A 12,986-nucleotide genomic window follows, 5' to 3' on the forward strand; every position below is an offset into this window, starting at 1 on the left:
GTCTGCGGCAAACGAAAACGATAGCGACTTGGAGGCCGAGAGCCATGAGCGACAACGAGCGCAGCATCAGCGTACGTCAGTTCTTTGCAGGAGTGACGGAGCATACGTTCTATACCAAGCTCGGGGTGCCAAACCCGAGGTTGATCGACTATTTGACTGAACTGTTGACCCGCTTCGTTAACAACGAAGTCGTCTTTCGCATTCGCGGCCTGACCGGCAAGCCGCTGACCGAAGTCGCCCACATGATGATCGAAGCCGAAGCGCGCCTCGGCGACGCCAAGCGCGACGTCCATCAGCACATCGGCGATTTCATCCTCTTCTGGTCCGGCGTCTATCCCGAGGCGCTCAAGCGAATGCGCCGCGAAGACCGCATGGACCACCTGGTCAACTACTGGGCCGAAGGAAAGCGGGCCTACCACGCCGCCAGCGAAATCCAATCGGGCTACGACAAGCCCGGCGCCGAACTCTTGGACGAACTGAGCGATCGGTTCGAGCTGTGCGCTTACGGCCTGGGAGAAGTCCGCCGCGAATGGGAACGCCGCGACGAAGGAGGCACGGGGTTGATGTTGTTCGGCTAGAACCGCTGGCAAACCCAACACTAGCCCGCTGCGCCAGCGAGGGAAAGCGGTCGCAAGCAAATGACTAATGTCTAAACAAGAGGAAGAACCTCCGCTTCTTAGCACTAGCAGTCCGTTGATTTTCTCGACGGACTGCGTGATCGCACGGATGCGATCCCAAAATAACGACGTAAGTCCGTTATTTTGCGAGCCGCGAAGAGCTACGCTCTGAGCCTGGCGAGGTTGAAAAATGCCACGATGGCATTTTTCAACAGGCAGTTAGACATTAGTTCTTAGTCATTAGGCATTTCTTACCGCATTGCCTCGCTCGCGCAGCGGGCTAGTAAAGAATTTAGCCTCGCAACGAACTACGTCACCAGCCCCTTCGTCACCATCATAAACACGTCTTCCAACGTCGGGTCTTTCTCCGCATAGCTGCGGACCTGGACCTGGTTGGCGAGCAGTTTGTTGAGCAACGCGGCAACGCCGCTGTCGTCGGTTTGCAGTTCGCAGGTGATCATCTTGCGATCGGCTTCGATATCGACGTCAACGCAACTCGGCTCGCTGCGAATGATCGACAACGCGGCGTCGAAGTTGTCGATAACCTTGATCTGCAGAATGCGATTCTTGCGGATGCGACGATAGACGTCTTCGATCGGGCCGTGCATCAGCAACTGGCCCCGTTCGATTATCCCGACTGAGGTGCAGCAGTCGGCCAGTTCGGTCAGGATGTGACTGGAGATGAGAATCGTCTTTCCCATCTTCCGCAGCTCTTTCAGCAGCGCCTTCACTTCCAGCCGCGCCCGAGGATCAAGACCGCTGGCCGGTTCGTCCAGGATTAACACCGGCGGGTCATGCACCAACGTCTTCGCCAGGCAAAGACGCTGTTTCATCCCGCGCGACAAGCCATTGACGAAGTCATTGCGCTTGTACGTCAAATCGAGCAGCTCCAGCACGTCGGTGATCACCGCTTTACGACGAGTGCGCGGAATCCCATAGGCGACGGCGAAAAAATCGAGAAACTCCCAGACCTTCATGCCGTCATAAACGCCGAAGTTGTCGGGCATGTAGCCGACGCTATGCCGCACCTTCATCGGCTCGTTGGCGACCGAATAGCCGTTGACGGTTCCGCCGCCGCGGGTCGCTTTCAACAGCGTCGCCAAGTAGCGAATGCTGGTGCTTTTGCCAGCGCCGTTGGGGCCGATAAACCCGAACATTTCGCCAGCTTCGATTTTCAGATTCAAGCACTCGACGGCGGTGAACGTACCGTAGTCTTTGCCGAAGTCTTTCAGCTCGATCATAGGGGGTCGATCTAGTTGGGTCCGCTTTCAGGTAACAATTCAATGCTGTCGGCGCTATCTTGCAGCACCTTCTCAGGCTCTTGCCCCAAGATGCGGCGCGTGTTGACGTCGCTTTCGGGATCGGGCAGCGGAGCGTATTGCAGATGAGCAAGCACCAGCGTCCGCAAGTCGCGCTGCGGCGCCTCGGGCGTGATCTCGACGCCTGGCACATCTTCGTCGGTCCAGCCGATCAGGCGAACGTCGCCCGAGCGCAGATGCCGTACGTCTTTGGCGACATTCAGCAGCTTGCGTAGGCTCACCTCGGCGTCTTGGCCGATGTTGGGCGAAAAGACTTTCGATTGGCTCCACTCGGGGCAGACGTTCCACGGATCGGTCATCGGCTCGAACCGAATCGTCTTCGATTGCTTGGGCGCAATGTCGCCAATCCAGGCGACCTCCAAAGCTCCATTCGGACTATTGCCGATGCGGCGCATCACCGCCACGTCTTTGATCAATAGCTCGCCTCGATAGACGACTTCCGCCGACTTGCCGTCTTCGCCGGGCTTCCAAGAGAAAACCGGATCTTGCGCCAGCGGCAAAATGTATTCGCTATGCATCCGCCCGGTCGAGTTCGACATTACGCTGAACCCGGTCAACGAAGCGGACAAACCTTCCTGATCGAAGCGGACTTCCGAGGGCGAATCGCCAAAGCGGGTGATCACTCCTTTTCCGGGGCCGTAAGTCAGCGGAAGCGCCAGCGCCGAGCCTTGATCAAACTCCGAGTGATATCGCGTCGACAGCGACGTGTACAACGACGTGTAGCGGGCCATGTGGGCGCGATGGTAGTCGGGCTGGATTTCCAGAATGCCGATCTCGGTCCGATTGCGGGCAAACCCAATATCAAGCTGCGCCAACTTGATCACCGCGAAGGCGCCGACAATCGCAATCACCGGCGCCGCGATCCAGGCCCACTCAACCCGGCCGATCAAACGGAAAAAGGCCCAATTGATCGGCACCAAGAACAGCAGGTAAACCGCCGTCACGCGGAAGATGAACGACGCGTCAGGAATGTCGATCCCCGACGCTTGCACCAAACACTCGCGGGCCGCATTGGCGGCGCCGCTTTCGTCATTCCAGGCGGCGACGCCGGAGTCGGTCGCCGCGAAGCCCGCATGCGGCAGCGCTGCAAACTGCGACGGATCGTTCTTGATCGGTTCCTGCTGAACCAGGCCTTGTTCTCCTTCGGTAGCGTCCGCCGTTTGCTGGCCGTCGTAGCGGTCGTAGCGATTGGCGGCGCTTTCGACGTCACGGCTGAAGAATCGCAGCTGCGAGACCGCCAGCGGATCATTCCGCAACCGACTGTCTTTCCAGCGAGTCGTGACAAATTCGACGTCGGTCACTTCATAGCGACGAGCCGGGCGCCGCAAAATCGCCGCGTTAAAGAAGTTGTCAAAGTTCTTCCACTGTTTCGTAATTCGCGGATCGCGCATCTGGAACGCGGTGACGGTGATTCGCCCACGGCCGACGCGACGCTCGGCGACCAGGTCGCCGGTGTCTTGCACGTAGTAGGCGTCGTCGGCCAGCTTCAGCTTTACCCCGCGGGCCGGCGCGCCGCTCAACTTCAGGTCGTACCGCATTGGTTTGCCGTCGATCCGCTCGTTGAGCACGAACTTCTCATTCCAGGTTTGGAAGCGTTCTGGCTCCAGCTCTTCGGCGCCGTCTGACTCAGCCGGCAGATAATCGGCCAAAAAGCTGAGCCGCAGTCGATCGAGCGAACCAGGACCGCTGATGATCAACTGGCCGCCCCAGTGCAACCAATCAAGCAACGCCTCTTGCTGATAAGTCGTCAGCGTTTGCTGATCGATATCGTCCCAGACGATGACCGCGATGCTGGTCCAGGTCAGCGGGTTCTCGGGCAGCGGCGTGCGGTCGATGATCTTGGGAATGACGACGCGATAGTGGGGCGCCGACTCGTTTTGATCCATGGACGCCGACAACGGTTTGACCGTGTCAAGCGAACCGAGAAATTGGTAGTCGTCCGAGTTGGCGGCCAACACCACCATGTAGAATTGGTGCGCGGGCATCGGCTGCGTCGGCAATACTTCCGACTGAACAACCGCGCCGCCCCCTCGATCTTGCAACCGGCACATGAGCCAACGACTGCTGGAACCGACGCCCCCTTGGTTGACCTCCGGCACATAGTAGGTGACGTCGGACCAACTCTCCTGCCCTTTCGCCAGCGCGATTGGCCTAGTCGCCGAGAAAAAGTAGCTGGTTCCCGGCAGCGGAATCGATCCGCCGGTCTGGTTGGTCGTTTTCGAGTAGAGTTCGCCGCGATAGTCGAATGCGTTCGCTTTGAGACGAATGCTGCCGCTGACCCAGTGCCCCGGCTTGATATAGTTGCCAGGCCCGCGATCGTCGTACGGCAGAGCGCGAAACTCCGGCTGTTCAAAGTCGGCCTTCTTCTGCTCTTCTTCCTGCTTCTTCTTGCGGGCCGCCTCTTCCTCTTCCTTGGTCTTATCTCGCACGCAACCGCTACAACCAGGCAGACTGACGACAAGCGATAGTCCAATCATGATCGCGAGCGTCGTCATCCACGACATGCTCCAGCGAGCGTCAGAGGCGAGCTTGGTAGACTTACGCGAGATAGAAAGCGGCATATTGGGTTCCGCAGGACAAGCGAATCAATTCCAGATAACAGCGGATAAGACGATAAGTTGTTCGCAGCAACAGGTTAACAGTCCGTTGATTTTCTCGACGGACTGCATGATCGCACGGATGCGATCCCAAAATAACGACGTAAGTCCGTTATTTTGCGAGCCGCGAAGAGCTACGCTCTGAGCCTGGCGAGGTTGAAAAATGCCACGATGGCATTTTTCAACAGGCAGTTAAAGTTTAGAGCCGAACCACCGTTGGCGAAAGTGATTGCCCTATTTTTCCGATTTTCCTTCGCCCAGCGGCAAATCGCTCGGCACGTCGACGTCCCGGGGGCGAGCCTGAGCGATCGACACCCCGCGCCATGAATTTTCGGTAAACAAATCGCGAATCGTCCCACTTGGCGGCAGAGCGGCGACTTGTTGCGCCTTGCTCCAGGCAAACAGAACCGGGTGACTCCGGCGATCCTCGTAGGTTGCTGCAAGCGTTTCGCCCGCCTCGGGATCGTATGCGGCGAGCACTTCTCGAATCGCCGCGGGGTCGAGCGTCGGCAAATCGGCCGGCGCCAGCATCCAGGCATCACCCGCCTTGGGCGCAAATTTTTCTTCCAAGCGCCGCAGCCCCGCCCGGACGGAATCAACCATTTCTGGCAAGGGAGAAGAAACGGCCGCCAGCTCGATCGCAGAATCTTGCAAGTGAGCCCGCAGCGCCATGTGATCGGCTCGGACCACGACCACGATCTGATCGACGCCGCCTTCGCGCCAGGCGTCAATCACGCGATCAATGATCGGGCGGCCTTCGTAGGGAAGCAGCAGCTTGTCGCTCCCCATCCGGCGACTGCGCCCCGCCGCCGGGACAATCGCAAAGCTGCGAAACCTAGGCCGGCCCATGCGACAGCTTCAAATCGGCAAGCTCGCGCGTGCGGGCCGCTCCCAAATTGCGGACCGAAATCAACTGAGCGACGATGCTGATGGCGATCTCGGCCACCGTTTGCGAACCGATATCGATCCCCACCGGCGCAAAGACGGCGGCGAGCGAATCGTCGGAGACTCCTTGTTCACGCAAGTCGTCGTAGATCAAACGAATCTTGCGGCGACTACCGATCATACCGACGTAGGCGGCGCCTCGGTCGATCAAGCGAGACAACGCCTCCTCGTCATGATTGTGCCCGCGGGTGACGATCAGGCAAAAAACGCGAGCGTCAATGTCCAGTTGCGGCAAGGTCACGTCTAGCTTGCCGGCAACCCGCTCGATCTCGCCCGGAAATCGATCTGCGGTCAAATACTCGCCGCGATCATCACAAACGACGACGTCAAAGTCGGCGTCTTGCGCCAGCGCTGCGACCGCTTTGCCAACATGGCCGCCGCCGACGATGATCAAGCGGCATCGAGGCGGATAGGGTAGATAGGCGTAACCGTTTTCGATGCGAGGGCGCGGCCTGCAGTCGAGCGGTTCGATCCCGGCGACAATCGTTTGCTCGTCAGCATCCGCTACGATTCGCAAAGCGCCGACCGGCTCGGCCGCGGCGTCAAACAAACGGAGTTCGTGCGATCCGCCGTCGATCCGAATCGCTTCGGTCCCCCCCTGCTCCGCCGTAACGAACAATTGTTCGTAATAGGTGCGAGCCCTCGCGTCATCGCCGACCGGATCCAGCAACACTTTCATCCGCCCGCCGCAGATCAGCCCGTCGTCCCAACCGTAGTCGGAATCGAGTTGAAAGGTGAGCAACTCAGGCGATTGCTGGGAGAGAATCCGCAGCGCCTCGCGGCGGACTTCCGCCTCGACGCAGCCGCCGCCCAGCGTGCCGGCCTGATCGCCATCGGCGAAGACCAACATCGTGGCGCCTGGCTTTTGCGGAGTCGAGCCGCGGGTCTCGACCAGTCGACAAACGACGACGGGCCGCTCACTTTGGATCGCCATCCGAAATTGACGCTGTACATCACGCATGGTCGCTTAGGCCGGCTGCAAAACCTGGATTTCCATCCCCTTCACGATATCGGCTACCCTGCGGCGGTAGTCGTCCATGTGAGGCGCGTCCAAATGGGCTTTCAAGTCTTCGATCGTCTCCCACTTCTCGACGACCGTGACGACGTTCTCACGCAGCGGAATCTGCGGGCTCAGGCCCGAGTCGACATCAATGGTCGGACCATATTCAATGAATCCCTTTTCGGCGTGCACCAAGGGGACCAGATCGTGAAAGGCCGACAAAAATTGGCTTCGCAGGCCCGGCTCCAGCTCGATCGTCGCGATTACGTGAATCATGATTGCCAACTCCGTGTTCGACGTGTACCAGTTCCAGCATCCGGCGGAGCGCGTCATTGCGGCCGCCCTGGTTCTTTCAATTTACCAGATTCGCCGCTACGGAGAATCTCTAGAATTTTTGAGCCGCAGACCGCACTTTGGCGGGCCCCAGGGCGTCAGTTATAGTAGGGATTACCGAACAGCAAACCGTCGCCCGAGGATCGATCACGCTATGCCGCCTGTACGCCTATCGCTGCCGCTGATCGCACTGGTTCTGGCCGCTCAGTGCGTCCTGATCGGTTGCGGCAAGTCACGGCTGACCAAACCAGACGTGGCGGTCACCACGCCTGAGGATGGCGGAGAAGCGGGAAATGGGTTCGAGTCGAACTGGACCGACGCCTATGCCGACGCGGCCCGTCAAACGCCCAGCGTCGCCACAACAACGCCGACTCCGCGCACGACTTCGCCGCCGCGCACCTCTCCGCCGATGAAGACTCGTCCCAGCACGCCAACACCCTCGCCAAAGACGGCAAAGCCGCTGATTGGCAAATCGATCGCGATCGACAAATTGGCGCCGACGCTCGAACCGGTCGTCGTGCGAGTTTCGATGACCAAACGAAATGGGGAAGTCGTGCAAGGCGCCGGCGTCGTCGTCCGATCGTCCGGCGTGGTTCTGACGGCAGCCAGCTTGCTGGAAGACGCCATCGCCGGCGAAGTCGAGTTCTGCAACCGGCAAAAGACGCGGGTCTTGGGGCACTTCGACGACACGCGCTCGCAGGCGGATGAAATTGCCCCGATCGCTATCGATACGCATGGATACGAACTAGAAGCGGTCACCGTCGACTCGACGCTGGCGCATCGACGCACGCCAGCGCAGCAAGGGAACTCGTTTCTGTGCTTTGACGCCCGCGGATTTCCTTTTTCTCCGCAGCGCGTCGTCGCCCAAGCGGTCACCTCCAAGCCGCGGAGTCTCGCCAAATACTATGGCGTGTCGGAGAAGTATGACGAAATCTCGACCAACGCCGACGCCGACCTGACCCAACCAGGCAGTCCCTGGTTCGATAGCGAGGGACGTCTGATCGCGATGACGATCGACTCTCCGAGAGGCCGAAACCTAATCGGCGTCGCCATCAAAGAGATTGGGACAAAAATCAATGCGCTACAACCCAACAGCGCCACCAAATACACCGGCACGCCGGGCACGACTCCCCCGGCACAAGAGACGCGCCCCGCGTCGCCGTCGATCTCGGCCGACTTGCCGACCGAGACGATCGCGCGGCCGACGACCGCCATTCAGGGTTCAACCGTTTCGATCAGTCGCCGGGGGCTGCCGGCGGTTAAGGTTGATTCGTACAAGCCAATTGATACTCAGCAGCGGTTTCTCCATTTCACAATGTCGAGAAACGGAAAATGGGCCGCGGCGATCTATAACGACGGCAAAATCTACGTCTACGATCTGCAAGGCAAGAAGGTTGCGGCGGTAATTTCAGCGACCCAGGGCAATTATCTCGACTGTGCGTTTTACGGCTACGACGACAAGCTGATGACGCTGCGTCCTCGCCAGGGCGCCGGCGATCGACCGCTCGCCTGTTGGGATCTCAAAAAACTGCAGATGCTGGGCAACTGGAGCGTCGATGTCGACGCGCAAAAGGTTGTCGTCGCCTACAACGATCAGTTCGTCGCGGTCGCTGACGCCCGCGGTTCGGCCATGACGCTGCGGTTCCGAAACTCGTCCATGTCCACTTACGAAAAGTCGCCGGTCGTCGCGAGCGCCGATCCTGGCGCCGAGCTGACCGTCCTGGCGACTGCCCCCAGTAGCCGATATCTGGTCCTCGGCTTCGCCGACGGCAAGGTCAGCATCCTCGGAGTGATCGGCGATCGGATCCGCAAGCTGACCGACTTTCAGCCCCACCCGGACGCTGAGGTTCGCGATATCGCATTTTCGGCCAACGGCGCCAAGATGGCGACTTGCAGCGATGACGGCAGCGTCCGCTTTTGGGAAAAATGGCAAGCCGATTTTCGCTCCAACCCGATCAACCTGAAAGAAGACGGCAAGACGATTCACAGCATCACGATTGGCTATCGCGAACGCTTAGCGATTGGAGCCTCGACCGCTTCCGGCGCCATCCTCTGGGATACCGAATCCAAGAGCGTGCTCGATCGATTTGATTCCAGCCCACCGGCAATTCAAGTGGAGTTAAGCGAGGCGGCCAACAAGCTTGCGATCATCTCCGCCGACGGGTCGTTCAAGATCTGGCCAATCAAGGGGCCGGGCAGCTAAGCGGGGCTTGCGGATTTCGCGTTGTCGCGAGATTGCTGTTAAGATGACGCCTTCGTCGATCACCCCCGTCAGTCTAGCCCCCGCATGCCATGACGAGCCGTCTCTTCTATTGGTCGCTAACGTCCGCCTTAGCTGGTTTCCTGTTCGGTTTTGATACCGTCGTCATCTCCGGCGCCGAACAAACGATTGAAAAGCTGTGGGAACTCGACAAGCTGACGCATGGTCTGGCGATGAGCGCCGCCCTCTGGGGCACGGTGCTTGGTTCGCTGATCGGCGGTTGGCCGACCGATGCCTGGGGACGCCGTAAAACGCTTCTCTCGATCGGCGCCCTCTATTTTATTTCGGCGGTCTGGTCCGCCCTGGCGACCGACGTTTATTCGTTCATGATCGCCCGGTTTATCGGTGGGTTGGGAGTCGGCATCTCGACGGTGGCGGCGCCGCTCTACATCTCTGAAATTTCTCCGCCGGAGCGACGCGGCCGCTTGGCGGCGATGTTCCAGTTCAATATCGTCTTTGGCATTTTGATCGCCTATGCGTCGAACGCGCTGCTGGCCGGCATCGGCGATACCGCCTGGCGATGGATGCTGGGCGTAGAAGCGATCCCGGCGGTTATCTATACGCTGATGTGCTTTACCCTGCCCGAGAGCCCGCGGTGGTTGATCGCCAAGCGGGAAGATCGCGAGGCCGGTCTGCAGGTCTTGCGGCAGATATCTCCCGAGCGGAGCGAAGCGGAGATTGATACGCTGGGGGACGAGATTGCCGCAGCCGCCAACGAAGAGAAAAAGTCGCTGCATGGATTTTGGTCGACTCGCATGATGACGCCGATCATGCTGGCGTTTCTGGTCGCCTTCTTCAATCAGATGTCCGGCATCAACGCGATCCTCTACTTCGCCCCACGGATCTTCAAGGCGGCCGGACAAACGAGCGAAGGCGCGTTGCAAACCTCGATTGGCATTGGCGTGATCAACCTGATCTTTACCTTTGTCGGGCTCTGGCTGATCGATCGACTCGGCCGCAAGACGCTGCTGCTGATTGGTTCGTTTGGCTATATCGCGTCGCTACTGATCTGCAGTTGGGCGTCGAGCATGGCGCCGCCGGTGCCGACTGAACCTCCGGCAGATGCCGTCGCCGAGGTCGTCGCCGAGGTCGTAAGACTGGACGAAAGCGAAGCCGCGGTGAACGAACTGACCGACTCCCAACAGCGAGGAGTCTTCTTGCTGGCGGTGGGGCTCTACCTGTTCATCGCCGCGCACGCCGTTGGCCAGGGCGCTGTCATCTGGGTGTTGATCTCCGAGATCTTTCCGAATCGTTACCGCGCGATGGGACAGTCGCTCGGCAGTTTTACGCACTGGATCTTCGCCGCGCTGATCACGCTCTTCTTCCCCTTCTTCGCCGCCCACGCCGGCATGATGATCATCTTCCTCTTCTTCTGCGTCATGATGGTGCTGCAGTTATTGTGGGTCGTGACGATGGTTCCCGAGACGAAGGGGGTGCCGCTGGAAGAGATGGAACGGAAGTTGGGGGTCACGCCGTAGATGGTTGGGGAAGAAAATCCTTACGATTCGCCGCGCGAAGCCAGCCAGGCGCAGGCAGCCTCTCCCTATGATTTTTGTGGCCCAGGAATCTTGAGCTGGGCAGGATTCGTGACCTTCTTGGTCGGGATCGCCGCCGAACTCCTGCCGATACACTCTGCCGCAAAGGACTGCTAGGCCTGCTCGCGCTACTTTTCGATCCCACCGCCCGGGCATAAAAACGGAACAGGTTATGCCCCTGAACCCCGCAAACGAGTTGCGAGGGATCAGTGAACGCAACTCTTGCCGCGTCCGTCTTAGACGTATTCCTGAAACGTCGGCTTGATGACCATCTCCGCCACATGAGCCCGCGGCGGCAGATTGCAGATCGCCAGGACCACTTCCTTGAAATCTTCGGGTTGTAGCATGCGGCCGCGATGCTCTTCGGTCACCGGCTTGGGACGTTGCAGCAGTAGCGGCGTGTCGACTTCGCCCGGGTAGACGTTGGTGATGCGGACGCCGTTTTTGTTTTCTTCGTTACCGGCGGCGGTGCCGAGGGCCGTCATCGCGAACTTCGACGCGGCGTAAGCGATTCCGCCCAGCGCGATCGCTCGTTTGCCAGCGATCGACGAGACGTTGATGATCAGGCCATCTTTCCGCTCGCGCATTTGCGGCAAGACGGCGTACATCAAGTTGTAGGCGCCGGTCGTGTTGATCTGCATGACCCGGTCCCAGTCTTCCGGCGTCATCGATTCCATCGAGCGATTCTTGATGTTCACGCCGGCCGCGTTGACCAGGATATCGACTTTGCCCAGGGTTTGCGTCGCCCACTGGACCAGGTCCAAGACGCTTTTACGGTCCGAAACGTCGACGCTGTGGCAATGAATCTCGGCCTTGGAAGTTTCTGAGGCCTGCTCGAGCACGTCAAACCGGCGACCGGCGATACCGACCTTCGCCCCGGCTTCGGCCAATGCCTGGGCGATCGCCAGGCCAATTCCGGTCCCGCCGCCAACGACCAACGCCGATTTATCCGCCAGACTCATCGCATCTCCTTTGGGCTGTTCAATCAAAAACTGGGTCGAATTTTCGGTTCCTTGCGGATCCAGAGAGTCGATAGCTTACCAACTACGCGAACTTCCTGCCGCCGTCTGCGCTCTGGAAAGGAAGAGAATTGACCGCCAGTCGAGTTGGTTTCCGGCTAGGGCGTGCAGATTTTTTCCAAGTTCGTCCGATTTGCCCCCACTGGCGGCGGTAGACGCCCTGTACCCAACTCGCGCTGAAACGCTTAAAATCGGGGTTTGTTTTTTCCTTTCCGCTCGCCCCTAGGGGAAATGCTCGCATGAACGCCTCGGTTTCCGACGCTGTCCAACGCGTTTACAACTTCTCGGCCGGTCCCGCTGTGTTACCGCTAGCGGTGCTGCAGCAAGTCCAACGCGACCTGATTGCCCTGCCGGGCGTCGGCAGTTCGATCCTGGAAATCAGCCATCGCAGCCCGACGTTCGTCGACATCGCCGCCGAAGCCAAGGCCCGCATCACCGACCTGCTGAGCATCCCCGACACGCATGACGTTCTCTTCCTGCAGGGGGGATCGCGTCTGCAATTCTCGATGGTTCCGATGAACCTGCTCGAAGAAGGAAAAGCGGCTGACTACGTGCTGACCGGCTCGTGGGGCAAGAATGCCAAGAAAGAAGCGGTCAAAGAAGGCAAGGTCCAAATCGCGTGGGATGGCGCCGATTGCAGCTACAATCGCCTGCCGAAGCAAAGTGAGTTGAAGCTCGACCCGGGCGCCTCGTTTGTCCACATGACCTCCAACGAAACGATCGAAGGGGTCCAGTTCCTCGACGAGATCGAAACGGGCGACGTGCCGGTCGTCGTCGACTGCTCGTCCGATATCTTCTGCCGCCCGCTGCCGGTCGATAAGTACGGCGTGATCTACGCGTGTGCTCAAAAGAACGCAGGCCCGGCCGGCGTGACGATGGTCATCATCCGCAAAGACCTGCTGGCCCGCGGCAACGCCGAACTGCCCGGCTATCTGCTGTACCGCAACCATGCCGAAGCCGACTCGATGTGGAACACCCCGCCTACCTTCGCGATTTACGTGATGGGCCTGGTCGCCAAATGGCTGCAAGAAGAGATCGGCGGCCTGGCGGCGATGGAAAAACTGAACCGCGAGAAATCGTCGCTGCTGTACGACGTGATCGACAACAACGCCGAGTTCTATGCCGGCCATGCCGAGCAAGAAAGCCGTTCGCTGATGAACGTCACTTTCCGTCTGCCCAACGCCGATGTCGAAAAGAAGTTCTTCAAGTCGGCCGAAGAACTGCACCTGACCAACTTGAAGGGGCATCGCAGCGTCGGCGGCGTTCGCGCCTCGGTCTACAACGCGATGCCGATCGATGGCGTTCGCCGCTTGGCCGATTTCATGCAACAGTTCGCCGACGAGAACAAGTAGTCGCGACTC

Annotated in this window: 10 protein-coding genes; 4 read left to right on the forward strand and 6 right to left on the reverse strand. The window is 59.4% G+C overall.

Annotated features, from left to right (window positions below; all coding sequences use genetic code 11):
* Positions 1–44: 44 nt before the first annotated feature.
* Positions 45–578, forward strand: coding sequence for a hypothetical protein (locus Enr8_RS19465; RefSeq protein ID WP_146434680.1), 534 nt, complete (start codon positions 45–47; stop codon positions 576–578).
* 347 nt (positions 579–925) lie between these two features.
* On the opposite strand, the gene Enr8_RS19470 is transcribed toward Enr8_RS19465, so the two are convergent.
* The 5 genes from Enr8_RS19470 to Enr8_RS19490 all read right to left on the reverse strand — a co-directional run bounded on the left by Enr8_RS19470 (position 926) and on the right by Enr8_RS19490 (position 6,754).
* Complete coding sequence (locus tag Enr8_RS19470) at positions 926–1,858, reverse strand: ABC transporter ATP-binding protein (RefSeq protein WP_146434682.1); 933 nt, start codon at positions 1,856–1,858, stop codon at positions 926–928.
* 11 nt (positions 1,859–1,869) lie between these two features.
* Positions 1,870–4,497, reverse strand: coding sequence for a hypothetical protein (locus Enr8_RS19475; RefSeq protein ID WP_146434684.1), 2,628 nt, complete (start codon positions 4,495–4,497; stop codon positions 1,870–1,872).
* Positions 4,498–4,767: 270 nt separating this feature from the next.
* On the reverse strand, positions 4,768–5,382 hold the full coding sequence (locus tag Enr8_RS19480; RefSeq protein WP_146434686.1) for a nucleotidyltransferase family protein: 615 nt from the start codon (positions 5,380–5,382) through the stop codon (positions 4,768–4,770).
* The gene (locus tag Enr8_RS19485) at positions 5,369–6,439 is read right to left on the reverse strand and encodes an XdhC family protein (RefSeq protein ID WP_146434688.1); all 1,071 of its coding nucleotides are present in this window, start codon (positions 6,437–6,439) and stop codon (positions 5,369–5,371) included. The genes Enr8_RS19480 and Enr8_RS19485 overlap by 14 nt, the downstream gene beginning before the upstream one ends.
* A 6-nt stretch (positions 6,440–6,445) precedes the next feature.
* Positions 6,446–6,754 (reverse strand): putative quinol monooxygenase, encoded by a 309-nt coding sequence (locus Enr8_RS19490; RefSeq protein ID WP_146434690.1) that lies wholly within the window; start codon positions 6,752–6,754, stop codon positions 6,446–6,448.
* Between the two features lie 211 nt (positions 6,755–6,965).
* Here Enr8_RS19490 and Enr8_RS19495 point away from each other — a divergent pair, with 211 nt between their 5' ends.
* Together Enr8_RS19495 and Enr8_RS19500 are read left to right on the forward strand one after the other, a co-directional pair.
* Complete coding sequence (locus Enr8_RS19495) at positions 6,966–9,014, forward strand: WD40 repeat domain-containing protein (RefSeq protein WP_186767750.1); 2,049 nt, start codon at positions 6,966–6,968, stop codon at positions 9,012–9,014.
* Between the two features lie 89 nt (positions 9,015–9,103).
* Positions 9,104–10,549 carry a sugar porter family MFS transporter gene (locus Enr8_RS19500; RefSeq protein ID WP_146434694.1) on the forward strand — a complete coding sequence of 482 codons (1,446 nt, stop codon included), beginning with the start codon at positions 9,104–9,106 and terminating at the stop codon, positions 10,547–10,549.
* A gap of 293 nt (positions 10,550–10,842) precedes the next feature.
* Here Enr8_RS19500 and Enr8_RS19505 read toward each other — a convergent pair whose 3' ends face one another.
* Positions 10,843–11,568: an SDR family oxidoreductase gene (locus Enr8_RS19505; protein ID WP_146434696.1), complete on the reverse strand. Its 726-nt coding sequence runs from the start codon at positions 11,566–11,568 to the stop codon at positions 10,843–10,845.
* Positions 11,569–11,864: 296 nt separating this feature from the next.
* On the opposite strand from Enr8_RS19505, the gene serC reads away from it, so the two are divergent.
* A complete protein-coding gene (gene serC, locus Enr8_RS19510; RefSeq protein WP_146434698.1) occupies positions 11,865–12,977 on the forward strand; it encodes a 3-phosphoserine/phosphohydroxythreonine transaminase in 1,113 nt (370 codons plus the stop codon).
* Positions 12,978–12,986 lie beyond the last annotated feature (9 nt).

The organism is Blastopirellula retiformator (assembly GCF_007859755.1).
Classification (GTDB): Bacteria; Planctomycetota; Planctomycetia; order Pirellulales; family Pirellulaceae; genus Blastopirellula; species Blastopirellula retiformator.